Annotated in this window: 22 protein-coding genes and 1 riboswitch; of the genes, 16 read left to right on the top strand and 6 right to left on the bottom strand. The window is 71.1% G+C overall.

Annotated features, from left to right (window positions below):
- Complete coding sequence (locus GTY58_RS35780; RefSeq protein WP_010988291.1) at window positions 1-1,698, top strand: NAD(P)/FAD-dependent oxidoreductase; 1,698 nt, start codon at window positions 1-3, stop codon at window positions 1,696-1,698.
- Between the two features lie 15 nt (window positions 1,699-1,713).
- Here the strand turns inward: GTY58_RS35780 and GTY58_RS35785 are convergent, their stop codons facing one another.
- Window positions 1,714-2,643 carry an LLM class F420-dependent oxidoreductase gene (locus GTY58_RS35785; RefSeq protein WP_010988292.1) on the bottom strand — a complete coding sequence of 310 codons (930 nt, stop codon included), beginning with the start codon at window positions 2,641-2,643 and terminating at the stop codon, window positions 1,714-1,716.
- 103 nt (window positions 2,644-2,746) lie between these two features.
- Entirely contained in the window at window positions 2,747-3,421 is a 675-nt protein-coding gene (locus GTY58_RS35790; protein WP_010988293.1) for a DUF5995 family protein, read from the bottom strand.
- Between the two features lie 172 nt (window positions 3,422-3,593).
- Here GTY58_RS35790 and GTY58_RS35795 point away from each other — a divergent pair, with 172 nt between their 5' ends.
- Window positions 3,594-4,706 (top strand): glycoside hydrolase family 6 protein, encoded by a 1,113-nt coding sequence (locus GTY58_RS35795; RefSeq protein ID WP_010988294.1) that lies wholly within the window; start codon window positions 3,594-3,596, stop codon window positions 4,704-4,706.
- Here the strand turns inward: GTY58_RS35795 and GTY58_RS35800 are convergent.
- Window positions 4,688-6,127 carry a solute carrier family 23 protein gene (locus GTY58_RS35800; RefSeq protein ID WP_010988295.1) on the bottom strand — a complete coding sequence of 480 codons (1,440 nt, stop codon included), beginning with the start codon at window positions 6,125-6,127 and terminating at the stop codon, window positions 4,688-4,690. The genes GTY58_RS35795 and GTY58_RS35800 overlap by 19 nt on opposite strands.
- A 121-nt stretch (window positions 6,128-6,248) precedes the next feature.
- On the opposite strand from GTY58_RS35800, the gene GTY58_RS35805 reads away from it, so the two are divergent.
- Entirely contained in the window at window positions 6,249-7,514 is a 1,266-nt protein-coding gene (locus tag GTY58_RS35805) for an alginate lyase family protein (protein WP_010988296.1), read from the top strand.
- 97 nt (window positions 7,515-7,611) lie between these two features.
- Window positions 7,612-8,082, top strand: coding sequence for a thioesterase family protein (locus tag GTY58_RS35810; RefSeq protein WP_010988297.1), 471 nt, complete (start codon window positions 7,612-7,614; stop codon window positions 8,080-8,082).
- Here the strand turns inward: GTY58_RS35810 and GTY58_RS35815 are convergent.
- Window positions 8,042-9,253 (bottom strand): MFS transporter, encoded by a 1,212-nt coding sequence (locus GTY58_RS35815; RefSeq protein WP_010988298.1) that lies wholly within the window; start codon window positions 9,251-9,253, stop codon window positions 8,042-8,044. The two genes, GTY58_RS35810 and GTY58_RS35815, sit on opposite strands and share 41 nt — an antisense overlap.
- 125 nt (window positions 9,254-9,378) lie before the next feature.
- Here GTY58_RS35815 and GTY58_RS35820 point away from each other — a divergent pair, with 125 nt between their 5' ends.
- The 10 genes from GTY58_RS35820 to GTY58_RS35865 all read left to right on the top strand — a co-directional run bounded on the left by GTY58_RS35820 (window position 9,379) and on the right by GTY58_RS35865 (window position 18,835).
- Window positions 9,379-10,566 (top strand): ROK family transcriptional regulator, encoded by a 1,188-nt coding sequence (locus GTY58_RS35820; RefSeq protein ID WP_010988299.1) that lies wholly within the window; start codon window positions 9,379-9,381, stop codon window positions 10,564-10,566.
- A 516-nt stretch (window positions 10,567-11,082) separates the two neighbouring features.
- Window positions 11,083-11,212: riboswitch (FMN riboswitch) on the top strand.
- Window positions 11,213-11,362: 150 nt separating this feature from the next.
- Window positions 11,363-11,971, top strand: a complete 609-nt coding sequence (locus GTY58_RS35825; RefSeq protein WP_010988300.1) for a riboflavin synthase — start codon at window positions 11,363-11,365, stop codon at window positions 11,969-11,971.
- A gap of 56 nt (window positions 11,972-12,027) precedes the next feature.
- Window positions 12,028-12,612, top strand: a complete 585-nt coding sequence (locus GTY58_RS35830; protein WP_078234580.1) for a nicotinamide mononucleotide transporter family protein — start codon at window positions 12,028-12,030, stop codon at window positions 12,610-12,612.
- Window positions 12,609-13,898, top strand: a complete 1,290-nt coding sequence (locus GTY58_RS35835; RefSeq protein WP_010988302.1) for a bifunctional 3,4-dihydroxy-2-butanone-4-phosphate synthase/GTP cyclohydrolase II — start codon at window positions 12,609-12,611, stop codon at window positions 13,896-13,898. The genes GTY58_RS35830 and GTY58_RS35835 overlap by 4 nt, the downstream gene beginning before the upstream one ends.
- Before the next feature lie 19 nt (window positions 13,899-13,917).
- Window positions 13,918-14,403, top strand: a complete 486-nt coding sequence (gene ribH / locus GTY58_RS35840) for a 6,7-dimethyl-8-ribityllumazine synthase (RefSeq protein WP_010988303.1) — start codon at window positions 13,918-13,920, stop codon at window positions 14,401-14,403.
- Window positions 14,404-14,437: 34 nt separating this feature from the next.
- A complete protein-coding gene (locus GTY58_RS35845) occupies window positions 14,438-14,710 on the top strand; it encodes a phosphoribosyl-ATP diphosphatase (protein WP_010988304.1) in 273 nt (90 codons plus the stop codon).
- A gap of 49 nt (window positions 14,711-14,759) precedes the next feature.
- Window positions 14,760-15,617: an ATP phosphoribosyltransferase gene (gene hisG / locus GTY58_RS35850; protein WP_010988305.1), complete on the top strand. Its 858-nt coding sequence runs from the start codon at window positions 14,760-14,762 to the stop codon at window positions 15,615-15,617.
- Window positions 15,618-15,631: 14 nt separating this feature from the next.
- Window positions 15,632-16,096, top strand: coding sequence for a PH domain-containing protein (locus tag GTY58_RS35855; RefSeq protein ID WP_010988306.1), 465 nt, complete (start codon window positions 15,632-15,634; stop codon window positions 16,094-16,096).
- A gap of 226 nt (window positions 16,097-16,322) precedes the next feature.
- Window positions 16,323-17,744 (top strand): hemolysin family protein, encoded by a 1,422-nt coding sequence (locus tag GTY58_RS35860; protein WP_010988307.1) that lies wholly within the window; start codon window positions 16,323-16,325, stop codon window positions 17,742-17,744.
- Entirely contained in the window at window positions 17,741-18,835 is a 1,095-nt protein-coding gene (locus GTY58_RS35865; RefSeq protein WP_010988308.1) for a hemolysin family protein, read from the top strand. Before GTY58_RS35860 ends, GTY58_RS35865 begins: the two co-directional genes overlap by 4 nt.
- Before the next feature lie 46 nt (window positions 18,836-18,881).
- Here the strand turns inward: GTY58_RS35865 and GTY58_RS35870 are convergent, their stop codons facing one another.
- Together GTY58_RS35870 and GTY58_RS35875 are read right to left on the bottom strand one after the other, a co-directional pair.
- The gene (locus GTY58_RS35870; protein WP_010988309.1) at window positions 18,882-20,744 is read right to left on the bottom strand and encodes an AAA family ATPase; all 1,863 of its coding nucleotides are present in this window, start codon (window positions 20,742-20,744) and stop codon (window positions 18,882-18,884) included.
- A gap of 431 nt (window positions 20,745-21,175) precedes the next feature.
- The gene (locus GTY58_RS35875) at window positions 21,176-21,829 is read right to left on the bottom strand and encodes a hypothetical protein (RefSeq protein ID WP_010988310.1); all 654 of its coding nucleotides are present in this window, start codon (window positions 21,827-21,829) and stop codon (window positions 21,176-21,178) included.
- A gap of 255 nt (window positions 21,830-22,084) precedes the next feature.
- Here GTY58_RS35875 and GTY58_RS35880 point away from each other — a divergent pair, with 255 nt between their 5' ends.
- Together GTY58_RS35880 and GTY58_RS35885 are read left to right on the top strand one after the other, a co-directional pair.
- Window positions 22,085-23,041, top strand: a complete 957-nt coding sequence (locus tag GTY58_RS35880; protein ID WP_037646592.1) for a hypothetical protein — start codon at window positions 22,085-22,087, stop codon at window positions 23,039-23,041.
- A 144-nt stretch (window positions 23,042-23,185) separates the two neighbouring features.
- Window positions 23,186-24,640: an amino acid permease gene (locus GTY58_RS35885; protein WP_037646595.1), complete on the top strand. Its 1,455-nt coding sequence runs from the start codon at window positions 23,186-23,188 to the stop codon at window positions 24,638-24,640.
- The last annotated feature ends 64 nt before the right edge of the window (window positions 24,641-24,704 follow it).

Consider the following 24,704-nt stretch of genomic DNA (forward strand, 5'->3'; position numbering starts at 1 on the left):
ATGACGTCCACGGTGCCCAACGCCGTCCAGCACGCCGACGCGCAGCAGCCGCCGATCACCATGTTCGGCCCGGACTTCCCGTACGCGTACGACGACTTCCTCGCCCACCCGGCGGGCCTCGGCCAGATACCCGCGACCGAGCACGGCACGGAGGTCGCCGTCATCGGCGGCGGTCTGTCCGGCATCGTGGCCGCGTACGAGCTGATGAAGATGGGCCTCAAGCCCGTCGTCTACGAGGCCGACCAGATCGGCGGCCGGCTGCGGACCGTCGGCTTCGACGGCTGCGACCCCGCGCTGAGCGCCGAGATGGGCGCGATGCGCTTCCCGCCGTCCTCCACGGCCCTCCAGCACTACATCGACCTGGTGGGACTGGAGACCCGGCCGTTCCCCAACCCCCTCGCCGAGACGACGCCTTCGACGGTCGTCGACCTCAAGGGCGAGTCGCACTACGCGACCACCGTCGACGACCTGCCGCAGGTCTACCGCGACGTGATGAACGCCTGGAACGCCTGTCTCGAAGAGGGCGCCGACTTCTCCGACATGAACCGGGCGATGCGTGAGCGCGACGTCCCGCGCATCCGCGAGATCTGGGCGAAGCTCGTCGAGAAGCTCGACAACCAGACCTTCTACGGCTTCCTCTGCGAGTCGGAGTCCTTCAAGTCCTTCCGGCACCGCGAGATCTTCGGCCAGGTCGGCTTCGGAACGGGCGGCTGGGACACGGACTTCCCGAACTCCATCCTCGAAATCCTCCGCGTCGTCTACACCGAGGCCGACGACCACCACCGCGGCATCGTCGGCGGCTCCCAGCAGCTGCCGCTGCGGCTGTGGGAGCGCGAGCCGGAGAAGATCGTTCACTGGCCGTACGGCACGTCGCTGAAGTCGCTCCACGTGAACGGCGAGCCGCGCCCCGCCGTGACCCGCCTCAACCGGACCTCGGGCAACCGGATCACGGTGACCGACGCCAACGGCGACATCCGTACGTACCGGTCGGCGATCTTCACCGCCCAGTCCTGGATGCTGCTCTCGAAGATCGCCTGCGACGACTCGCTCTTCCCGATCGACCACTGGACGGCGATCGAGCGGACCCACTACATGGAGTCGAGCAAGCTCTTCGTGCCCGTCGACCGGCCGTTCTGGCTGGACAAGGACGAGCAGACGGGCCGGGACGTCATGTCGATGACGCTCACCGACTGCATGACCCGCGGGACCTACCTCCTGGACGACGGCCCGGACAAGCCCGCCGTCATCTGCCTCTCGTACACCTGGTGCGACGACAGCCTGAAGTGGCTGCCGCTGTCCGCGAGCGAGCGGATGGAGGTCATGCTGAAGTCGCTCGGCGAGATCTACCCGAACGTCGACATCAGGAAGCACATCATCGGCAACCCGGTGACCGTCTCCTGGGAGAACGAGCCCTACTTCATGGGCGCGTTCAAGGCGAACCTGCCGGGCCACTACCGCTACCAGCGGCGCCTGTTCACGCACTTCGTGCAGGACCGGCTGCCCGAGGACAAGCGGGGCATCTTCCTCGCGGGCGACGACATCTCCTGGACGGCCGGCTGGGCCGAGGGCGCCGTCCAGACCGCACTGAACGCGGTCTGGGGCGTCATGCACCAGCTCGGCGGCACGACCGACGCGACCAACCCGGGCCCCGGTGACGTCTACGACGAGATCGCCCCCGTGGAACTCCCGGAGGACTGAGCCTCGTAGCGGGGCTCAGATCCCGGCCGCGCGCGCCTTCTCGTACACCTCGGCGGCGACCTCCTTGAGCTCCTGCGCGTCCCGCGTGCCGGACTGAAGGTCGACGAGGATCTCGTCGAGACCGACCTCGGCGTGCGCGGCGAGGTCCTCGACGATCTGGTCGGCGCTGCCCTCGAAGGGGGACCGGCCGGCCCCGGCGTGGCCCTTGGCCAGGTACTGGGCGTTGGTGCGCAGCACCGTCCGGATCGGTTCCGTGCGCCCGCGTTCGGCGGCCAGTTCCCGGAGCCCGCGCCACTGTGCGGCGAGCGCCTCGGCGCCCATGCCCACCGGCAGCCAGCCGTCGGCGTGGTCGACCAGGCGGCGCTGGGCCTTCCCGGAGCCCGCCGCCAGGAGGATGGGGATCGGCCGGGCGGGCTTGGGGCCGACGACCGCCGGGGCGATCTTCGTGACCCGCCCGTCGTACGACACCGGGTCCGGGCCCCAGACCGCGCGGCACACGCCGATCAGCTCGTCCAGTCCCGCGCCGCGCTCCTCGAACGGGCGCACCGACGCGGCCGCGTACTCGTCGTGCGACCAGCCCGTGCCGAAGCCCGCGATCACCCGGCCGCCGCTCGCCGCGTCCAGCGTGGCAAGGGCCTTGGCGAGCTGGAACGGCACGTGCAGCGGTGCGACCAGCACGCTGCTGCCCAGCCGGACCCGCTCGGTGGCCGCGGCGGCGAGCGTGAGCGTGACGAGCGGCTCGGCCACCCCGCGGTACCCGTCCGGCCAGGGGAGGCCCTCGATGCCGTACAGACCCTGGGTGGCGGGGTCGGGGACGAGGAGCCGCTCGTACACCCAGAGGCTCTCGTAACCGATCTCCTCGGCGGTGCGTGCCACGTCGGGCACGTCCCGACCGAGGTCGTACTGCTTGTTCTGGGGAAGGCCGAGTCCGAGCTTCGTCGCCATGCCCACTGCTCCTTCGACATGTGGTGCGGTTCTGTCGAACGTACAACGTTCACAAAGGTGTTGGGGCGGACGGCGACGCCAATCAGCCATCCGGTCGGCCGGATCAGTCCGGCAGCGGGGTCAGCAGCATGCGACCCGCGCATCCGACCGCCGCGTCCAGGCGCTCGGTGAACTCCCCGGCCAGGTCCGGCAGCCGGCGCAGCGCCCACAGCGCCCGCGCCGCCGACCAGGCGGCGTCCCGGGCCCGCTCCAGGCTCCAGGAGCCCAGCAGATGCGTGAGCGGGTCGGCGATCTGGAGCAGGTCGGGGCCCGGCATCAGATCTTCGCGGATCCGCTCCTCCAGCGTGATGAGGAGATCACCCACACGCTCGAACTCGTCTTCCAGATCGGCGGGTTCGCAGCCGAGCGTACGGCAGGCGTCCACGACCGCCAGCGCGAGATCGTGCCCGATGTGCGCATTGATGCCCGAGAGCGCGAACTGCAACGGCCGTACTCCCGGATGCCGCCGGAACTGCAGCAGCGGCCGCCAGCACGCGGGCCCGGGCCCGTCCTCCGCCACCGTCAGATAGCGCTCGGCGAACCGCACGTCCAGCGTGATCGCGGCCTGCGGGTCCGGGAACCCCCCGGCGTCCAGCCGCCGGTCGAACTCCTCGGTGACAGCGAGGTAGACACGGTTGAAGACCGCTACGCCGTCGCGCTCCGGCAAGACCTCGCACAGCGCGCGCATGCGGGAGACGACCGTGTCGACGGGAGTCGTGAACTGTTCCGACCGCACCATGAGGGCAGGGTCCCAGCCCTAGGCTTTTGCGAGTGCCGCCGGGCCGGACGCTTCCCCAGAACGGGGGAACCCGCCGGTGTCGCGGGAGGGGGAGCACGACGTGTCAGGCTTACGCGCCCAGCGGCTGGCCGCCCGCAGGGCCGAGCGCAGGCGCGCCGTCCGGCGGAGCGCGATGGTGGCGGTGGCCTCGTTCGTGGTCGCCGTCGGCACCGCGACGGGGATGATGTCGGCGTTCGACGACGGCCGTACGCCCGACCAGGCCCGCCCGCAAGTGACCGGCCCGCCCAGCCGCCGGCCGCTGCCCGCCGTCCCGTCCCCGTCGCCCGCCACGACGTCCGCGAGGCCGAGTCCGGCCACCCCGTCGGCCGGGCCCGGCCCGAAGTCCTCCCCGAGCAAGAGGGAGCCGACCACTGCGGCCGCCCCCGCCCAGCTCTATCGCCACCCCGAATCCCAGGTCCTCGACTGGGTCGGCGCGCATCCGGACGACGCCCGGCGCGCGGTCATCGAGTCCCGCATCGCCGACCGGCCCGCCGCGGTCTGGTTCGCCGACTTCGCTCCGTCGACCATCACCGCCCGGGTCAGGGCGGTCACGGCGGCCGCCGCCGCGCAGGACCGGGTCCCGGTCGTCGTGCCGTACACGATCCCGGACCGCGACTGCGGCGGGGCGTCGCAGGGCGGCGCGCCCGATCTCGCCGCTTACGACGCCTGGATCGACAAGTTCGCCGCCGGGCTCGGCTCCGGCGAGGTCATCGTCATACTGGAGCCCGACTCGGTCGCCCAGTCCGACTGTCTGTCCGAGGGGCGGCAGGCCGACCGCTTCGCCTCGCTGGCTCGCGCGGGCCGGGTCCTCAAGGCCGCGAACCCCGGGGTCCGGGTCTACTTCGACGGCGGGCACTCCGAGTGGAATCCGGCCGCCAAACAGGCCTCGCTGCTCGACCAGGCGGGCGCCGCCTCGCCCGCCGCCTCCGACGGCATCTTCACGAACGTGTCCAACTTCCACCGTACGAGCGACGAGATCGCGTACGCCCGGCAGGTGCTGGCCGGCCTCGGCGGCCCCGCGAGCCTGGGCGCCGTCATCGACACCAGCCGCAACGGCAACGGCGCGCCGGCCGGCGGCGAGTGGTGCGATCCGGCGGGCCGGAAGATCGGCCGGGCGCCGACCCTGACGACCGGGGAGGCCGGGATCGACGCCTACCTGTGGGTGAAGCTGCCGGGCGAGTCCGACGGGTGCAAGGGCACGCCCGGGACCTTCTCGCCCGCCTACGCCTATGAACTGGCGCGCTGATCCTCGGCCTTGTCGTCCCCGGCCTCGCTGACCCCGGCCTTGTCGCCCTCGGCCTCGTCGTACGACGAGGTGCCCGAATCCAGCAGCGGCTCCTGCGTCTTGAGGTGCGCCGGAGCCATCGCTCGCAGCCCGTGGTACCCGATGATCACGACGAGCGTGCCGAGCGCGATGCCGCTCAGCGAGAAGTTGTCCGTGAACTTCAGGCTGACGCCGCCGACGCCGATGATGATGCCCGCGGCGGCCGGCACCAGGTTCAGCGGGTTGCGCAGGTCGACCCTGGCGTTGAGCCAGATCTGGGCGCCGAGCAGCCCGATCATGCCGTACAGGATGACGGTGATGCCGCCGAGCACGCCGCCCGGGATCGCCGCCACGACCGCGCCGAACTTGGGGGAGAGGCCGAAGAGGAGCGCGAAACCGGCGGCGGCCCAGTAGGCGGCCGTGGAGTAGACGCGGGTCGCGGCCATCACACCGATGTTCTCGGAGTACGTGGTGTTGGGCGGGCCGCCGACCGCCGTGGAGAGCATCGAGGCGACGCCGTCCGCGGAGATCGCGGTGCCCAGCTTGTCGTCCAGCGGATCACCCGTCATCTCGCCGACGGCCTTGACGTGACCCGCGTTCTCGGCGACCAGCGCGATCACGACCGGCAGCGCCACGAGAATCGCCGACCACTGGAAGGACGGGCCGTGGAAGGACGGCAGGCCGATCCAGTCCGCCTTGCCGACGCCGGACAGATCGAGTCGCCAGTGGTCGGTGAGCTTGCCGCTCGCGTCCACCGAGTGGATCTTGCCGAAGATCCGGTCGGAGGCCCACGAGATCCCGTACCCGAAGACCAGCCCCAGGAAGATCGCGATCCGTGACCAGAATCCGCGCAGGCACACCACGGCCAGACCGGTGAACGCCATCACCAGCAGCGCCGTCCACTGGTCCTGCGGCCAGTACGTGGACGCGGTCACCGGCGCGAGGTTGAAGCCGATCAGCATGACGACCGCGCCGGTGACGATCGGCGGCATCGCGGCATGGATGATCCGCGCCCCGAACCGCTGCACCGCGAGCCCCACCAAAAACAGCGCGACGCCGACCACGAAGACCGCGCCCGTCACCGTCGCGCTGGTACCGCCCTGCGCGCGGATCACCGCGGCGACGCCCACGAAGGAGAGCGAGCAGCCGAGGTAGCTCGGGACGCGGCCGCGGGTGGCGAGCAGGAAGATGACCGTCGCGACGCCGGACATCATGATGGCGAGATTCGGGTCCAGGCCCATCAGAACGGGTGCGACGAACGATGCCCCGAACATGGCCACCACGTGCTGGGCGCCGAGCCCGACCGTGCGGGGCCAGGACAGCCGTTCGTCGGGGCGGACTACCGCTCCTGGCGCGGGCGTCCGCCCGTCGCCGTGCAGTTTCCAGCGCACGCCGAGGTCCATGGTGAGTTTCGCTTTCTTCGTACGTGAAAGTTCGTCCGGACCATTGTCACGGGTACCTGGCGGTCCTACGCTCGCACGGTCTTACTCATGAACTGTGTTCACAAGTATGATCGGAGCCTTGATGAGTGCACGCCCCCGTCTGGCTGTCCTCCTCGCGGCCGCGGCCACGCTCGCCGCGGTCGTCGTTCCCTCCGCCTCGGCCCATACGCCCCCGAAGGCTCCCCGGACCGCCGTTCTCGACGGCACCCGGCTCCAGCAGACCCGACTGCGACTCGACCGCGGCGACCCCCGACTCCGGCGCACGCTCGAGGACTTGACCGCCCGCGCCGACAACTGGCTGAACCAGGGCCCCTGGACGGTCGTCGACAAGCCGAAGCCCGCCCCCGGCGGCGACGTCCACGACTACCTCAGCCAGGCCCCGTACTGGTGGCCCTCGCAGCCCAAGTCCGCCGACAATCCCTGGGGTTGCCCCTACGTCCAGCGCGACGGCCAACGCAATCCCGAGGTCGACACCGGCACCGACCGCCAGGACGTCGAGAAGGTCTTCGACTCGGCGTACGACCTCTCGCTGGCCTGGTACTACACGGGCAGGAAGCAGTACGCCGAGAAGGCCGCCACCGTCCTGCGCACCTGGTTCCTCGCGCCGGCCACCCGGATGAACCCCCACCTGAACCACGGGCAGTTCATCCCCTGCAAGTACGACGGCCGGGCCATCGGCATCATCGACTTCTCGCAGTCCTACACGAGCGTCCTGGACGCGCTCGCGATCCTGGACACGGGCGCCCCCGGTTGGTCCAGGGCCGACCGCACCGCGATGCGCGCGTGGAACGTCGACTACCGCGACTGGCTGGTGAACAGCGCCTTCGGTGCCGAGGAGGGCGCCGCCAAGAACAACCACGGCACCTTCTACGACATGCAGCTCGCCGCCCTGGCGTACGCGACCGGCGACACGGACCTCGCCCGGCGGACCGTCCTCGGCGCGCGGGCGGGGCGCATAGCCCCGCAGATCGCCGCCGACGGCAGCCAGCCCCAGGAGCTCACCCGCACCCGCAGCTGGCACTACTCGACCTTCGACCTGGTCGCCTACACGCGCCTCGCGGCCATCGGCAGGCACGTCGGCGTGGACCTGTGGGCGTACGAGGGACCGGACGGTCAGAGCCTGTTCAAGGCGGTCGACTATCTGCTGCCCGCGGCGACGGGGGCCGCGCCCTGGCCGCACCCGGAGCTGGAGTTCCACCGGTTCGCGGCGAGCGACGTCGTGCACGCGGCGGCCGATGCGGGGGACCGGGCGGCGCGGGCGGCGGTCCCGAAGCTGGAGGCGCCGCCCGGCGGCGACCTGTGGGCGCTGCGGCCCGCCGCCGAGCAACTGGACTCGATCGCGGGCTGAGCGCCTGACCTGCACCTCCCGTGCGGGACCTGCTGAGCGTTTGCTTAGGATGGGGTGTCCCCGCCACCCCGCACCGCACCGCCCAGGAGCCCCGCCCGTGACCGCCGAAGCCGCCGAAGCCCCGACCGCGCCCGCTCCGTCCTACGGCCGGCTGATCCCCGTCACCGTCCACTTCGACGACCTGGACGCGCTCGGACTCCTCCACAACGCCCGCTACCTGGTCATGGCCGAGCGCGCCTGGACCAGCCTGTGGAACGAGCGCGGCTTCGGCGGCTTCGAGGGTGACTGGGAGGCGGCCGGCGACTTCTGCAACGCCGTCAAGGAGCAGCGGATCAGCTACGAGGCCCCGGTCACCCGGCCGGGCGCGTACGCCGTGCACCTGTGGCTGGAGCGGCTCGGGAACACCGGACTGACGTTCGGCTTCCGGTTCTGCTCGGCGGACGGCGCGCTGACGTACGCGCACGGCACGCGGGTCCTCGTCCGGCTCGACGCCGGCACCCTGCGTCCCGCGCCGTGGAGCGAGCCGTTCAGGGTCGTGGGGCGGGAGCTGCTGCGCTCGGCGGACTGACCGTCGGACGGCTTCGGTCGCCCGCGCGCAGCACGCCCGCGAAGACCACGAGCCCGCAGGCCAGCACGGTCACCAGGCCGAAGGAGACCATCAGGCTGGTGGCCTGCGCCAGCGTGCCGATCGCGCTCGGGGCGACCAGCCCCGAGGTGTACGTGATGGTGGCGACGCCCGCGATGGCCTGGCTCGGGTTGGGCCCGCTGCGGCCGGCCGCAGCGAACGCCAGCGGGACGACCACCGCGATGCCGAGGCCCATCAGCGCGAACCCGACCATCGCCACCGCCGGGTGCCAGGCGCTCACGACGAGCAGCCCGCCGAGCGTGGCGAGCACCCCGCCGACGCGTACGGTGCGCACCGCGCCGAAGCGGTCCACCACCGCGTCGCCCGCGATCCGCGCGACGGCCATGGTGAGCGTGAAGGCCGTGGTGGACGCCGCCGCCAGGCCGGCCGAGCTGTCCAGCCGGTCGCGCAGATAGACCGCCGACCAGTCCAGGCTCGCGCCCTCCGCGAACACCGCGCAGAAGCCGACCGCGCCGATCAGCAGCGCCGACCTGGGCGGCAGCGCGAACCGCGGGGGCGGCTCCTCGTCCTCGGTGGGCTTCAGGTCGAGCACCCATCGGCAGGCGACCAGGCCGAGAACCGTCAGGACCCCGGCCGCCAGCACATGGTGCATCCGCGCGTCGGAGCCCAGGTGGGCGGCGAGGGTGCCGGCCGCCGAGCCGACCAGGGCGCCCGCGCTCCACATGCCGTGCAGCCCGGACATGATCGACTTGTCGAGGCGGTTCTCGACCTCGACGCCGAGCGCGTTCATCGCCACGTCCGCCATGCCCGCCGTGGCGCCGTACGTGAACAGCGCCAGGCAGAGCGTGTACAGGTTCGGCGCGAGCGAGGGCAGGACCAGCGCCAGCGTCCACAGGCTGATCAGCCCGCGCAGCGCGGTGCGGGAACCGAAACGGTGGCTGATCCGGCCCGCGAGCGGCATCGCCACGGACGCGCCGATCGCCGGGAAGGCGAGCGCGAGCCCGAGCTGTCCCGCGCCGATCGAGGCATGGTCCTGGATCCACGGGACCCGCGTGGCGAACGAACCGGTCACCGCGCCGTGCACCGCGAACACGGCGGCCACGGCATACCGGGCGCGCTTCAACTCACGCACGTCGTCAACCACTTCACCCATGGTGCCGCTGCCCCTCCCGGACGTCCTCCCCGCTGTCGCCGTAAACTATCAGGAACCCTGCCTGATAAATAGATGAGGCAGGGGCGAGGCCGCTGTGCCGCCTCCTGATCTGGAAGAATCCCGGCATGCCCGCATCTCCGAGCACCGCCAGGGCCATCAACGACCGGCTCGCGCTGCGCCTGCTGCAACAGGAAGGCCCCCTGACGGCGGGGCAGCTGAAGCAGCTCACCGGACTGTCCCGGCCGACCGTGGCCGACCTCGTCGAACGCCTCACCGCCGCCGGGCTGATCGCGGTCGTGGGGGAGTCGGGCGAGCAGCGGCGCGGCCCGAACGCACGGCTGTACGGGATCGTCGCCGACCGCGCGCACCTCGCGGCCCTCGACGTACGCACCGAGGGCGTCTCCGTCGTCGTGTCCGACCTGCTGGGCGCGGAACTCGCCCGGGCGTCGGTCCCGATCGCCGACGACACGGGGACGGGACCGGCCGTCGAGCAGGCGGTGGCGCTGGTGGAGCGCGCCGCGAAGGAGGCCGGAGCCGAGCGCCTGCACACGGTCGGGATCGGCGCGCCCGGCCTGATCGACCCCGCCACCGGCGAACTCCGCGACTCCTCCGGTCTGCCGGAGTGGCACCGCCGCCTGGTCGCCGCCCTCCAGGAGCGGCTCCCGGCCCGGGTGACCGTCGAGAACGAGACCAACCTCGCCGCCCTGGCCGAACAGCGCGAGGGCGCCGCCCGCGACCGGGACACGTTCGTGCTGCTGTGGCTGGGCCACGGCACCGGCGCGGCCGTCGTCCTCGACGGCAGACTCCGCCGTGGCGCCTCGGGCGGCACCGGCGAGATCGGCTTCCTGCCGGTACCGGGTACGGGCGCACTGCCCTCGGCGACGGACTGCGAGGGCGGCTTCCACTCACTGGCGGGGTCGGCGGCGATCGCCCGGCTGGCGAGGGAGCACGGGCTCGTGGCGGCCGGGCCGGCCCATGAGCCGCAGGCGGCGGCGCTGGTGCGGGCGGCGGCCGCGACCCCGAGCTCCCCGCGTTCCGCCCGCTTCCTCGACGTCCTCGCCGACCGCCTCGCCATCGGCGCCGCCGCCGTCGTGGCCGTCCTGGACCCCGGCTGTGTGGTCCTGGCCGGCGAGGTCGGGCAGGCCGGCGGGGACGTCCTCGCCGCACGGGTCGAGGAGCGGCTCGTCCGGATGTCACCGCTGCCGGCCGAGGTGCGGGCGAGCACCCTGGGCGGCGACGCGGTGCTGCGCGGCGCCCTGCTGACCGCGCGGGACGGCGCACAGGACGAACTGTTCGGGCCCTCGCCCCGGTAGCCCGCCGGCCCGGCCTTGTGGCCCCTGGGTGTCACCGCCGGCCGTCAGGGCGACGGGCGCCACGCCGGCCCCCTCGGCAGCACCATGTCCCGGCTCGCTCACCGCCCCCGCCGAACCGCGCCGCCACGTACGCCTCGAACCTGCCCTCGCGCACCGCCCGCCTCGGTGTCAGATGCCCACCGTCCCGCAGCGCGCCGTAGGCCCCGCCCGTGAGGCGCACGTTCACCCGCGGACGCCGCATTCACCGTCGGCCGGGCAGAGGCCCGTCAGGAGGCCCGGCGGCGGGGCAAGGGCCTCCGTCACCGCCGCCGGGCCGTTCTTGGGACGGCGCAACGCCGGGAACGCAGACGCTAAGAGGACTAGACCAGGTCAGTCAATAGGTATGGACCAATTATCAAGATCGCGCCGGTTTCCGGGGAGGGTGAGAAGTCCAGCATGTGAACATGTGAGCCACCCCACAGTCGTTCCCTTGCATGGCCGCCGATCGGCCGTGGCAAACTGGCCATGTACCAGAAGCAGCGCACTCCGGGGTCGGTGAAAGTCCGAACCGGCGGTTATAGTCCGCGACCCGCTCGCCTCGGCGATCGGTTGACCAGGTGGAATTCCTGGACCGACGGTTAAAGTCCGGATGGGAGGCAGTGCGCGGCGGGCAGGCATTCGTGCGTGCCGCCGTCTGTTTCGACCTGTCCGCAGGACAGGTCTCATTCGGCGACGCTCCCGGTGCCCTCGCCCGTATGTTCTGTCGTCATCGACAGGCCCCGGAGTCCGTGCCCGAAATGGCAGGAGGACCCGGGAAGTGTTCACCGGAATCGTCGAAGAGCTGGGTGAAGTCACCGCCGTCGAGAACCTCGGCGACGCCTCCCGCTTCCGTCTCCGTGGACCCGTCGTCACCGAGAACGCGCAGCACGGCGACTCCATCGCCGTCAACGGCGTCTGTCTCACGGTCGTCGAGCACGAGGGCGACGAATTCACCGCCGACGTCATGGCGGAGACCCTCGACCGCTCCAGCCTCGGCGCTCTCGCCGTCGGCTCCCGCGTCAACCTGGAACGTCCCATGGCCGTGGGCGCGCGCCTCGGCGGGCACATCGTGCAGGGACACGTCGACGGCACGGGCGCGGTCATCGAGCGCAGGCCGTCGGAGAACTGGGAGATCGTCAAGGTCTCGCTCCCGGCCGACCTCTCCCGGTACGTCGTGGAGAAGGGCTCCATCACCGTCGACGGCATCAGCCTCACGGTCGTCGACGCGGGCCCGGACTACTTCACCGTCAGCCTCATCCCGACCACCCTCGCGCTGACCACCCTGGGCCGCAAGCAGCCCGGGGACCCGGTCAACCTCGAGGTCGACGTCGTCGCCAAGTACGTCGAGCGCCTCCTCGGCGACCGCACCAGGGAGACCGCGAAGTGAACTGGCTCAACTCCGAAGCCTTCACGGTCCTCGACCAGCACATCATCTGGTCCGACATGATCGGCAACACCGTCGGTCTGATCGCCCTGGCCCTCGGCTGGCTGCGCAACATAGGAACCTGGCCCGCCCAACTCCTGTCCGGTGCCGTCCTCGTGGCCGCCAACCTCTCCGTGCACCAGGGCGGCGGCGTCGGCAAGCAACTCGTCGTCATCGTCGTGGCCCTCTACGGCTGGTACGCCTGGACCCGCGGCAGGCAGCAGGCCCAGGACGGCACCATCGCCGTACGGTTCGCCACCTGGCGGGAGCGCGCCTACCTCGTCGGCGGCGCCGCGATCGGCACCCTCGCCGTCGGCGGCCTGTTCACCGCCTACCCCTCGCTCTCCTGGAGCCCGTGGGCCGACGCGTACATCTTCGTCGGCACCCTCGCCGCGATGTACGCCCAGGCGCGCGGCATGGTCGAGTTCTGGTTCGCCTGGCTGCTGGTCGACCTGGTCGGCGTACCGCTCAACTTCCGCAGTGGGCTCGCCTTCTCGGGCCTCATCTACATCGTGTACGGCGCACTCGTCCTGTGGGGCATGCGCGACTGGTGGCTGCGCTCCCGCAAGGCCGGGCAGCCCGTTCTGGAAGGAGCCCCGGCATGACCACGGCGCCGATCCTGTACAGCACGGACAACATCGAGGACTTCGCGCTCGACCCGGTCGAGCGGGCCATCGCCGACATCGCGGCCGGCCGCCCGGTCGTGGTCGTCGACGACGAGGACCGGGAGAACGAGGGCGACCTCGTCATCGCCGCCGAGAAGGCGACCCCCGAAATCGTCGCCTTCATGATGAGCGAGTGCCGCGGCCTGATCTGCGCGCCCATGGAGGGCGGCGAACTGGACCGCCTCCAGCTGCCGCAGATGGTCGACCACAACACCGAGTCGATGCGGACGGCGTTCACCGTGTCGGTCGACGCGAGCGGCGCGCACGGGGTCACCACCGGGATCTCCGCCGCCGACCGCGCGACCACGCTCCGGCTGCTCGCCCAGGGAGAGGCGGGGGCCGCCGACTTCGTCCGCCCCGGCCACATCTTCCCGCTGCGCGCCAAGCCCGGCGGGGTCCTCGTCCGCAACGGCCACACCGAGGCCGCCGTCGACCTCGCCCGCCTCGCGGGTCTGCGACCGGCCGGCGCGATCGTCGAGATCGCCGGCGAGGACGGCCACATGCTGCGGCTGCCGGAGCTGATCCCGTTCGCCCGCAAGCACGGCCTGACGATCATCTCCATCGAGGACCTGATCGCCTACCGCCAGAGCTCCGAGCCCACCGTCCGGCGCGAGGCCGAGGTCCATCTGCCCACCGCCTTCGGCGAGTTCACGGCCTACGGCTACCGCTCCACCGTCGACGGCGTCGAACACGTCGCCCTGGTCCACGGCGAGATCGGCGACGGCGAGGGCGTACTCGTCCGCGTCCACTCCGAATGCCTCACCGGCGACGTCTTCCACTCGCTGCGCTGCGACTGCGGCCCCCAGCTGGAGGCCTCCCTGGAGCGCATCCGCAGCGAGGGCCGCGGCGTCGTGGTCTACCTCCGCGGACACGAGGGACGCGGCATCGGGCTGGTGTCCAAGCTGCGCGCGTACGAGCTCCAGGAGCGCGGCCGCGACACCCTCGACGCCAACCTGGAACTCGGCCTGCCCGCCGACGCCCGCGACTACGCGGCCGGTGCGCAGATCCTGGAGGACCTCGGCGTCCGCAGCCTGCGGCTGATGACCAACAACCCCGACAAGACCGACGCGCTCCTGAGGCACGGCCTCAAGGTCACCGGGCGCGAGCCGATGCCCGTACAGGCGGGCGAGCACAACCTCCGGTACCTGACCACCAAGCGGGACCGGATGGGCCACGATCTGCCCTGGCTGGACACGGTCCCCGTGTCCACCTGCGGCAACCAGTAAGAGAGCACTGAGGAGAGACGTGAGCGGCAAGGGTGCACCCGAACTGTCCGTACGCAACTGCGGCGACCTGCGCGTCGCGGTCATCGCGGCACAGTGGCACGAAAAGGTGATGGACGGTCTGGTGGACGGCGCGCTGCGCGCCCTGCACGAACTGGGAATCGACGAGCCGACCCTCCTCAGGGTCCCCGGGAGCTTCGAGCTGCCGGTCGTCGCCAAGGTCCTCGCGGGCCGGGGTTACGACGCGATCGTCGCCCTCGGCGTCGTCATCCGCGGCGGCACCCCCCACTTCGACTTCGTGTGCCAGGGCGTCACCCAGGGCCTCACCCAGGTCTCCGTGGACACCGGCGTCCCCGTCGGCTTCGGCGTACTGACGTGCGACACCGAGGAGCAGGCCCTGGACCGCGCGGGCATCGAGGGCTCCCACGAGGACAAGGGGCACGAGGCGGTGACCGCCGCCGTGGCGACCGCGGCCACGCTGCGCTCAGTATCCGAACCCTGGCGCTGAGGCACGGCCGGCTCGGCGTAGGGTAGGCAGCACCATGTCCAAGAAGACGTTCGAGGAGCTCTTCACCGAGCTCCAGCACAAGGCCGCCAACGGCGACCCCTCCACTTCGCGCACCGCCGAGCTGGTCGGCAAGGGCGTCCATGCCATCGGCAAGAAAGTCGTCGAGGAGGCCGCCGAAGTCTGGATGGCCGCCGAGTACGAGGGCAAGGACGCCGCCGCCGAGGAGATCTCGCAGCTCCTGTACCACGTCCAGGTGATGATGGTCGCCCGCGGAATCTCCCTCGACGACGTGTACGCCCACCTGTAGATCCCCCTGTTTCCCAGCCCCACCCCTTCACGCAAAGGAAGCCGACCTCATGCTGCGCATCGCCGTCCCCAACAAGGGTTCCCTGTCAGGCCCTGCGGCGGAGATGCTCCATGAGGCCGGCTACCAGCAGCGGCGGGAGTCCAAGGAACTGCGGATCGTCGACCCGGAGAACGAGGTGGAGTTCTTCTACCTCCGCCCCCGCGACATCGCGATCTATGTCTCCTCCGGGCGCCTCGACATCGGCCTCACGGGCCGCGACCTGCTCATCGACTCCGGGGCCAACGCGGAGGAGATCCTCCCGCTCGGCTTCGCCCGCTCCACCTTCCGTTTCGCCGGCAAGCCCGGCACCGCCAAGGGCATCGAGGACCTCGCGGGTCTCACTGTCGCCACCTCGTACGAGGGCATCGTCGCCAAGCACCTCGCCGACAGCGGCATCGACGCCTCCGTCGTGCACCTCGACGGCGCCGTCGAGACCGCCATCGAACTCGGTGTCGCCGAGGTCATCGCGGACGTCGTCGAGACCGGCACCTCGCTGCGCAACGCGGGCCTGGAAGTGTTCGGCGAGCCGATCATGAAGTCCGAGGCCGTCGTCATCCGCCGCGTCGGAGCCGGCACCGACGAGGCCGCCGAGTCGAAGGTGCAGCAGTTCCTGCGCCGCCTCCAGGGCGTCCTGGTCGCGCGGACGTACGTGATGATGGACTACGACTGCCGCGCCGAGCACCTGGAGAAGGCCGTCGCGCTCACCCCGGGCCTGGAGTCGCCGACCATCTCGCCGCTGCACAACGAGGGCTGGGTCGCCGTACGGGCGATGGTTCCGGCCAAGGAGGCCCAGCGAATCATGGACGACCTGTACGCGCTCGGCGCACGGGCCATCCTGACCACGGCCATCCACGCCTGCCGCCTCTGAGGGACCGTACGTCGATGCCCGATCTGTCTGCTTTGCCTGCCCTGCCTGTCACCTTCCGGCCGGGCCGTACCCGTGCCGTCCTGCTGACCGCCGGCGTCACCATCTTTGTGGTTCTCACCACGGTCGTGATGCTCCTCGAAACCCTCACCCCGGCGGAACGCCTCAGCTTCGTCTTCACCGCGGCGCTGCTCTGCGGCGTGCTCGTCCTCCTCTCCCGGCCCAAGGTCGTCGCCGACGAGAGTGGCGTCACCGTCGTCAACATCACCAGCAGGCGGCACCTGGCCTGGGCGGAAATCCTCCAGGTCAACCTGCGTCCCGGTGATCCCTGGGTGTTCCTCGACCTCAGCGACGGCACCAGCCTGCCCGCGCTCGGCATCCAGCCGGGCATCGCCAAACAGCGTGCGATCGCCGACGCGCGGACGCTGCGGGCGCTCGCCGAGGCGCGTTCCGCACGGGACCCCGAGGAACATCAGGGCTGACTCGGGGCCGTCCACCCTGCCGTATCGGCGGGTGTCTTGATTAATCTGGTGGCGGAGGCGTTCTTCCTTGCGCCTCCGCCCTGCTGCTCCGTCCGGTGCGGCAGGGGTACCTGCTACCCGAGGAGTGATTCCCTCCAGCGATGGACGGATCGTCCTGTAGTACCTGCGCCGCCCCCTCTCGACATACCGCGGACCGTGTCCGCGTCCCTGCGGAGGCGGCGGCATCATGACCGACTCTCTGCTGCTCCTCGGGGCGGCATTCCTGCTCATTCTGGCCAACGGCTTCTTCGTGGCCGCCGAGTTCGGACTCGTCACGGTCGAACGGCCGGAGGCCGAGAAGGCCGCGGCCGAGGGCGACCGACGGGCCGGTACGGTCGTCGAGTCGCTGAAGGAGCTGTCCTTCCAGCTCTCCGGCACCCAGCTCGGCATCACCATCACCTCGCTGGTCGTCGGCATGCTCGCCGAACCGGCGCTCGCCGACCTGCTGCACGGCCCGTTCACCGCCATCGGCCTCCCCGAAGGAGCCGTCCCCGGGATCGCCGTGGTCGTCGGCATGCTGCTGGCCTCGGCCGTGCAGATGGTGATCGGCGAACTCGTGCCCAAGAACTGGGCGATCTCCAAGCCCTTGCAGGTGGCCCGCTTCGTCGCGGGCCCGCAGCATGTGTTCTCGCGTCTGTTCCGGCCGGTGATCGCGGCACTCAACACGGTCGCCAACCGGCTGGTGCGCGCCCTGGGCGTGGAGCCCGCCGAGGAGATGGCCTCCGCCCGCACCCCCGGCGAACTCGTCTCCCTCGCCCGGCACTCGGCCCAGGCCGGCGCGCTGGAGCAGGACACGGCCGATCTGTTCGTACGGACGCTGTCGCTCGGCGAGCTGACCGCACAGCACGTCATGACCCCGCGCGTGCGGGTCAGCGCGCTCCAGTCCTCGGCGACCGCCGAGGACGTGGTCAACCTCACCCGTGCCACCGGCCTGTCCCGCTTCCCCGTCTACCGGGACCGGATCGACGAGATCGTCGGCATGGTCCACCTCAAGGACGCCCTCGCGATCCCCTCCCGCGACCGGCTGCGCACCCCCGTCGGCCGGATCGCCCAGCCGCCGCTGCTCGTCCCGGAGACGCTGCCCGTGCAGCCCCTCCTGGCGCGGCTGCGCAGCGAGCAGCCCATCGCCGTCGTCGTCGACGAGTACGGCGGTACGGCGGGCGTCGTCACCCTGGAGGACATCGTCGAGGAACTCGTCGGCGAGGTCCGCGACGAGCACGACGGGCAGGACCTGCCCGAACTCGCCGTCGCACCGCCCGAGGACGGGCGGCCCGCATGGGACGCGGACGGCAGCTGCCGCGTCGACATCCTCCAGCGCATAGGCCTCGACGTGCCCGAGGGGCCCTACGAGACCGTGGCCGGCCTCGTCGCCGATCTGCTCGGCCGCATCCCCGCCCCCGGGGACCGGGCCGAGCTCCCCGGCTGGCGGCTGTCGGTGCGCCAGGTCGGGCACTACCGCGCCGAGCGGGTCCGTCTGGTGAAGACCGCGGACACCACAGACACCACAGACACCACAGGCATTGCGGACATCGCGGATGCCTCGGTCACAGCGGGCGCGGGCACCAGGGACACCGCGGCTTCCGCGCCTGCCGCGGAGGCTGTCCGATGACCCTGCTCCAGCTACTGTTGGCCGCCCTGCTGGTGCTCGCCAACGGCTTCTTCGTCGGCGCCGAGTTCGCGCTCGTCTCCGTACGGCGCAGCCAGATCGAGCCACTGGGGACGGCACGGGCCCGCCAGGTGCTGTACGGCCTGGAGCGGCTGCCGCAGATGATGGCCGCGGCCCAGTTCGGCATCACCATCTGCTCGCTGACGCTGGGCGCGGTCGCCGAACCGACGGTCGCGCATCTGCTCGAGCCCGGCTTCGAGGCGGCCCGTCTGCCCGACGGGATGATCCACCCCCTCGGATACGTCATCGCGCTGGCCCTCGTCGTCTTCTTCCACCTGGTCATCGGCGAGATGGTGCCGAAGAACCTGGCGATGGCCGCGCCCGAGAGGACGGCGCTGTGGCTCAGCCCGGGCCTGGTCGCCTTCGCCCGGCTGTGCCGGCCGGTCACGGTCGCGCTGAGCGCCTGCGCACGGGTGATCCTGATGCTCTTCCGGGTGGAGCCCAAGGACGAGGTCGAGGCGGTCTTCACCAGCGAGCAGCTCAACCAGCTGGTGGAGGACTCCGGCCAGGCCGGTCTCCTCGACCCGGAGGAGCAGGAGCGCCTGGAGGACGCGCTGGAACTGGGCTCGCGCCCGGTCACGGACGTCCTGCTGGACCGCGACTCACTGGTGACCGTGGGCCCCTCGGTCACGCCCGGCGAGGTGGTGGCGCTGACCGCGCGCACCGGGTACTCCCGCTTTCCCGTCGCCGCGGAGACCGGCGCCTTCATGGGCTATCTCCATGTGAAGGACGTACTCGATCTGGAGGAGTCCGAGCGGGCGGTGCCGCAGCAGATCTGGCGGCCGATGACCACGCTCGGCGCGGAGCTGCCGCTGGACGACGCGCTGACCGTGATGCGCCGGGCCGCCACGCACCTCGCGCAGGTCGCCGACGGGTCCGGGCGGGTGCTCGGCCTGGTCACCATGGAGGACGTCCTGGAGCTGCTGGTGGGCGAGGTCAGGGACCCGGCCCACCGGGACGCGCAGCCGCCGAGCCGGGTGACGGAACAACGCGCCGAGACGCCCGGCGAGGCACTGGCGAGCCAGCTTCGGTGAGCCGGCCGCGCGTGGCCCTGGGACCGTCGGGTTCCAGGGCCACCGCTCACAGTGCCGAAGGATCCTGCGGTCCCCGCCCCGACAGCACCTCGCCGTACGCCTGCATCAGATCCGGCAGCCGCAGCGTGGAGAGATCGTCCCGCGACGGGGTCCTCGGATAGCCCGTCAGCCGCAGATCCCGGTACGCGCAGCTCTTCTCGTACAGGGTGCGCAGGAAGCGGCCGTTGCCGAGCTCGTCGATCCAGCCCTGGTCGATGACGTGCCCGCTGATGGAGCGCAGCTCGTCGAGCGCCTCCTCGTCCCACACGTCGCCGTTCTCCGCGGCCAGCACCTCGCCGATCGAGGTGAGTTCGAGCGGGCGGTACGAGGGGAAGTCCACGCGGGTGGTGAAGCGGGAGGAGAGACCGGGGTTCGCGGCCAGCAGGCGGTCCATGCCCTCCGGGTAGCCCGCGAGGATCACCACCAGGTGGTCCCGGTTGTCCTCGGCCCGTTTCAGCAGCACCTGGAGCGCCTCGTCGCCGTACGCGTCGCCCTTGCCGTAGCCGGAGTTCGACAGCGCGTACGCCTCGTCCACGAACAGGACGCCACCGATCGCCGAGTCGATCAGCTCGTTGGCCTTCACGGCCGTCTGGCCCAGGTACTCGCCGACCAGGTCCGCCCGCTGGGCCTCCACCAGATGGTCGCCGCCGAGCAGCCCGAGCGCGTAGAAGACCCGGCCCAGGATCCGCGCCACCGTGGTCTTGCCGGTGCCGGAGGGTCCGGAGAAGACGAAGTGGCGTTTGGGAGGCTGTACGGGTAAGCCCTGGCCGGCCCGCAGCCGCGCCATGTTCAACTGCGCCGACAGCGCCTTGACCTGGCGCTTCACCGGTTCGAGCCCGACCATCCGCTCCAGCTCCGCCAGCGCCTCCTCGAGGAGCTCGGGGTCCGTGGGCCCGGCCGGCAGCGGCTGCACCGGCACCACGGTCTTCTCCCGTACCGCGTCGGCCTCCTGTGGCAGGGCGCCGGGCGGTGCCGGTTCGGGCTCGGAGAGCTTCAGCTCCCGCCCCTCGCCGCCGAAGAGGGGATCCACCCCGTCCGGCCCGTCGATCAGGTCCTGTCCGATCCCGGTGAGCGTGATCGCCGCGAGGTCGACCGCCTCGTCGTACCCGTCGCCGTCGGAGATCGCCGCGAGCCGTGCGGAGGTGTCCATGAAGGCGGGGTCCACCCGGTGCACCGCCCGGTACAGGGGCAGGGCGGCGGCGCTGCGGCCCGTGCCCTCGTGCGCCCGTGCCAGCCAGTAGCGCAGCTCCTTGCGCTGCGGCTGCTCGCTGCGGCAGCGCATCAGCGCGGCGGACAGCAGGGGCTCGGCCTGTCCGAACATCTCCAGCCGGACCCGGGCCATGCCGCCGAACAGCCCGGCCTCGATACCCAGCATGGCGTCGTCGATCAGCGGATCCGTGTGCCGGACCAGCTGCTCCCAGTCCTTGACCAGATAGGCCCGGCAGGCGTGCAGGAAGCGCACCTGCGGGTCCGTGTCCACCGGCGGCAGGCTCGCGAGCGCCCGGTCCAGGTCGGGGACATGGCGTCCGTCCAGCCAGTGGGAGGCGTGCGCGAGCAGCAGATCGCGCGGACTCTCCAGCACCGGCTGCACCCACCAGCCCAGCCAGTACCAGGAGTTGAGGGTGCGCCGGTGCCGGGTGCGCTGCTCCCCGAAGCGGTCCCGGTGCCGGAACATCCGGAGCAGCGCGGTCGTCGTGTCGACGCGCAGCGCGTGCAGTCCGAGCCAGCCGTCGGCCATGCCCGGATCCATCCGCACCGCGGTGCGGAACTCCTCCTCCGCCTGCGGATAGGCGCCCATCGTGTAGGCATCCACACCTCGCAGCCAGGCGAGGTCGGCCGGAGCCTCGGGGCCCCGCGTGCCGAAGTCCATCACGTCCCCCACAGACCGTGCCCCCGTTGGTTCACCGCCGGGCCGGTGCCCGTCGGCAGTCGTCGAACCGCTGTGCCGCGGACGGGAGTTGCATGGGTGCGCAGAGCAGCCGTCCGAAGGTCGCACCGAGAGGCATGGTACCTGCGGGGCCGTCGCCTGCCGAAGGGTGCCGCACAGGCCGTTTGACGAGGTGGGAGCAGATGGGGCGCACTGCGCATGGTGACCGAGGGTGAGCGAATCACGTCTCCCGGCGCCCGAAATGAGGTGCTCAGGGCAAAACGAAGCCCCCGATCACGGGGGAACAATCGGGGGCTTCGCGTCTGGCGGCGGCCTCGAAAGGCCGCTCATTCAGAACGTAAGTCCTGTACGGCCCCCCGGTCAAGACGAGTTGGAGCACTTGGAGAAGTTCTCCGGCGGGGGTCTTCACAAGTTCAGCACATTGCGGATGGTCCCTCACTGTGCGTGAGATCCTGGTCCGGTCCTGGCGTCCCAGCAGGCCCCGGCAGCACCTCGTACCCCTCCGGACACTGCTGTACCAGAAGGTCGGCGAAGGGCCTGGACGGGTCCCCGGCGAAGTGCCGGCGCTCCGCCTCGACCCACCCGGCCCAGAACTCGCGCTGCGCCTCGCCGTCCCTCTCCCGCCCGCGCGTCCAGGACGCCTCGTGCGGCAGCTCCATCCACAGCAGCCGCGCGAGATACGGACGCAGCGCCCGGCGGCCCGCGCCGACGCCCTCGACGAGGACCACGGGCGCGGGCGGCAGGGCGCGGGCCGGGTCGAAGTCGCGGGTGTGCCAGTTGTAGGGGCGGTAGTGCGCGGGCTCGCCGCGGCCGAGCGGTGCCACCACCTCGCGCAGCAGACGGTCCGTCCACGCGAACAGCTCCTCGTGCGTGGCGATGTCGTCGAGGTGCAGCACGGGCGCGCCGTCGAGTGCCGCGGCCAACCGCCCGGCGAACGTGGACTTTCCGGAGCCCGCGTGCCCGTCGACGCCGACGAGCCGGACGGGGCCGCACGAGGGCGGCAGTCGTCGCAGGCGGGAGGCGAGGTCGTGAATGGTCGTTCCTCGGGGTCGGCGGGGTGTGGGCATATTTCAAACGAACATTCTATAGCGGGTGCGAGAAGGCGGATCCGGGTGTGGCGGCGCGGGGGGATCCGGGGCACGAAATTAGTGTCGCGTTGAACTATGTAGGAAAAGCCTCAACCATTTTTTCTCAGGCTCGCGGTCAAAGGCCCCCACGTGTCGGACCAGGCATTCGGCAATCGGCATTCCGCTTCCCCCGCATGCTGAGTAGGGTGCCTGGTGCGCAACGGCGTGGCATCGGACGGGGATGGACAGGGGAGCATGGCCGCGGGGTTATTCGAGGGGCAGTACGTATGGCATCCGGCGGCCGACGACCGCACGCTCGCGAGCGTATGCGTGGATGTGCGCGCCGGGCGTTATCGGAGCGCGCGCGAAGCGCTCGCCGACACGCGCGACGATTTCGGACTGCGTGCCCATCGCTCGCTGGTCCTCGCCTCGGAGGCGGCCGACTCCGACCTCGCGGAGCGCTGGCTGGCCGAGGAGCCCACTCCCGAGGCCGCACTGCTGTGGGCGCGGGTCGCGGTGCTGCGGACGCTGCGTGCCGCCGCCGCCCACGACGAGCGCGCCGAGGCGCTGGAGCGCATCGCGCTCACCGCGTGCGAGCGGGCCTCGACGGCGGCCCCGCACGATCCCACGCCCTGGGTGGCCAAGCTGACGATGGCCCGGCTGCACGACATCCGCGAGCCGGCCCCGCAGGGGCTGCTCACCGCGCCGGCCGGCCCCTGGCGGCTGTTCTCGCACGTCCTGCGGCTCGACCCGTGGAACCGTGAGGCCCACCACCGCTTCCTCGCCTGCTTCTTCACGCGGTACGGCGGCTCGGTGAACGCGGCCTGGGACGTCGCCGCCTTTCTGGGCCAGCGGGCCCCCGCCACCTCACCGCTGCGCCTGCTGCCCCTGGTCGCCCTCGTGGAGAGCTACAACCCCGCGCAACTGCTGGCCGACCGGGTCTGGGAGCAGCCCCAGTGGCGCGCCACCGCCCTCGCCATCTACCAGAACTGGCTGCCCGAGACCGCGGGCTACCGCTTCACGCCGGTGCTCGACCTCGCGTATCTCGCGCACGCCCTGTTGATGGCCCAGCGCGAGTTCGAGGCGCGCGCCGTCTTCATGGCCATGGGGCCCTACGCCTCCCGTATGCCCTGGAGCGTCTTCGGCGACCCCGAGGAGCAGCTCTCCCGCGCCCGCCGTTCCTGCGGACTGCCCGTACCCGGAGCCGCCTGACCCCGCTCACCCCGGTCTCCGGCACCCCCCCCACAGAAAGGTCAGGTTGTGTCAGAACGGATATCAGCGCCCGGTACGTCACATGCGAGAGGACGTGCGGGTGCGGATCCCGGCGCACTCGACGACGATGCGACGCTGCATGCGATGGGCTATCCGCGCAAGCTCACCCGACGATTTCAGGCGTTCGACAATTTCGCCATCTCCTTCACCATCATCAACATCATCTCGGGCATCTTCTCGTCCTTCGGATTCGGTATGAACGCGGGCGGGCCGCGCATTCTCGTCTTCGGCTGGATCGGCGTTTCCGTCATGGTGCTGTTCATCGGGGCCGCGATGGCCGAGGTCGCCTCCGCATATCCGACGAGCGGGGCGCTCTATTTCTCCGCCGGAAAGCTCGCCAAGCGGCACAAGGGCGCCTGGTCCTGGTACACGGGCTGGCTCAATTTCGTGGGGCAGGTGGGCGGTACGGCCGCCACCGGATACGCGGCCGCCACCTTCATCCAGGCGTTCATCGCCCTGCAATGGTCCTCGTACGAGCCGACCGCTCACCAGACGGTCCTGATCACGGCGCTGATCATCGCGCTCCAGGGGCTGGCCAACACCTACACCGTGCAGCTCGTCGCCGTCCTCAACCGGATCTCCGTGTGGTGGCTCCTGATCGGGCTCGTGGTGATCGTGAGCACCTTGACCGTCATGCCCGACGACCATCAGTCGGCCTCGTTCGTGACGCATTTCGCGAACAACACCGGTTTCACGAACGGGATTTACGGCGGGATGCTCGGTCTGCTGGTCACCAGTTGGACCTTCACCGGCTTCGACGGCAGTTTCCACATGTCCGAGGAAACGGTCCGGGCCACGGTCAACGCCCCCAAGGGCATCACACGTGCCATCGGCTATTCGGCGATCACCGGACTGATCCTCATGCTCGCCCTCGTCTACAGCATTCACGACTATGACCAGGTGGCCGGCTCCTCGGCGCCGCCCGTGCAGATTCTCATCGATGGGCTTGGCATGGGCACTGCAAAGGTGCTGTTGCTGATCGTCATCGGCGCCATGCTCTTCTGCGGACTGGCCAATCTGACCAGCAACACCCGGCAGATCTTCGCCTTCTCCCGGGACGGCGCGATGCCCGGCTCCCGCTGGTGGCACACGGTCTCGCCGCGCACCCGTACGCCCGTCAAGGCCGTCTGGCTGGCGGTCGGCTGCTCGCTCGCGCTGGTGCTGCCGGGCTGGTGGTCCCACACCGCCTTCACCGCCATCGTCAGCGTCAACGTCGTAGGCCTCTTCCTCGCCTACGCCGTGCCGATCTTCCTCAGGCTGCGGCTCGGCGACGAGTTCCGGGCCGGCCCGTGGAACCTGGGCCGCTGGAGCAGGCCCGTCGGCATCCTCGCCGTGACCTGGATCCTGCTCAGCAGCGTCCTGTTCATGCTGCCGCAGGCCTCGCCGATCACCGTCGACTCCTTCAACTACGCCCCGATCGCGCTGGCCGTGGTGCTGGTCGTCGCCACGGTGTGGTGGTTCGCCACCGCGCGGCGCCGCTTCCAGGGGCCGGTCAGCTACGGCCGGCCGGACGAGGTCGCGGCGATGGACCTCGTCTGACGCACCCGCCCCGGGCTCCGGCGTACGGCCTGCCCGTACGCCGGAGTGGCGGCCCCCAGGCAGT

It is taken from the genome of Streptomyces sp. SID5469, assembly GCF_009862865.1.
Lineage (GTDB): Bacteria > Actinomycetota > Actinomycetes > Streptomycetales > Streptomycetaceae > Streptomyces > Streptomyces avermitilis.

Coding starts and splice junctions, on each gene's coding strand:
- GTY58_RS35830 (WP_078234580.1), top strand. CDS start 12,028: ATGATCGGCAACACCGTCGGTCTGATCGCCCTGGCCCTCGGCTGGCTG.
- GTY58_RS35835 (WP_010988302.1), top strand. CDS start 12,609: ATGACCACGGCGCCGATCCTGTACAGCACGGACAACATCGAGGACTTC.
- GTY58_RS35875 (WP_010988310.1), bottom strand. CDS start 21,829: ATGCCCACACCCCGCCGACCCCGAGGAACGACCATTCACGACCTCGCC.
- GTY58_RS35880 (WP_037646592.1), top strand. CDS start 22,085: ATGGCCGCGGGGTTATTCGAGGGGCAGTACGTATGGCATCCGGCGGCC.
- GTY58_RS35865 (WP_010988308.1), top strand. CDS start 17,741: ATGACCCTGCTCCAGCTACTGTTGGCCGCCCTGCTGGTGCTCGCCAAC.
- GTY58_RS35815 (WP_010988298.1), bottom strand. CDS start 9,253: ATGGGTGAAGTGGTTGACGACGTGCGTGAGTTGAAGCGCGCCCGGTAT.
- GTY58_RS35820 (WP_010988299.1), top strand. CDS start 9,379: ATGCCCGCATCTCCGAGCACCGCCAGGGCCATCAACGACCGGCTCGCG.
- GTY58_RS35845 (WP_010988304.1), top strand. CDS start 14,438: ATGTCCAAGAAGACGTTCGAGGAGCTCTTCACCGAGCTCCAGCACAAG.
- GTY58_RS35885 (WP_037646595.1), top strand. CDS start 23,186: ATGGGCTATCCGCGCAAGCTCACCCGACGATTTCAGGCGTTCGACAAT.
- GTY58_RS35780 (WP_010988291.1), top strand. CDS start 1: ATGACGTCCACGGTGCCCAACGCCGTCCAGCACGCCGACGCGCAGCAG.
- GTY58_RS35785 (WP_010988292.1), bottom strand. CDS start 2,643: ATGGCGACGAAGCTCGGACTCGGCCTTCCCCAGAACAAGCAGTACGAC.
- GTY58_RS35805 (WP_010988296.1), top strand. CDS start 6,249: ATGAGTGCACGCCCCCGTCTGGCTGTCCTCCTCGCGGCCGCGGCCACG.
- GTY58_RS35870 (WP_010988309.1), bottom strand. CDS start 20,744: ATGGACTTCGGCACGCGGGGCCCCGAGGCTCCGGCCGACCTCGCCTGG.
- GTY58_RS35795 (WP_010988294.1), top strand. CDS start 3,594: ATGGTGGCGGTGGCCTCGTTCGTGGTCGCCGTCGGCACCGCGACGGGG.
- hisG (WP_010988305.1), top strand. CDS start 14,760: ATGCTGCGCATCGCCGTCCCCAACAAGGGTTCCCTGTCAGGCCCTGCG.
- GTY58_RS35800 (WP_010988295.1), bottom strand. CDS start 6,127: ATGGACCTCGGCGTGCGCTGGAAACTGCACGGCGACGGGCGGACGCCC.
- GTY58_RS35860 (WP_010988307.1), top strand. CDS start 16,323: ATGACCGACTCTCTGCTGCTCCTCGGGGCGGCATTCCTGCTCATTCTG.
- GTY58_RS35855 (WP_010988306.1), top strand. CDS start 15,632: ATGCCCGATCTGTCTGCTTTGCCTGCCCTGCCTGTCACCTTCCGGCCG.
- GTY58_RS35790 (WP_010988293.1), bottom strand. CDS start 3,421: ATGGTGCGGTCGGAACAGTTCACGACTCCCGTCGACACGGTCGTCTCC.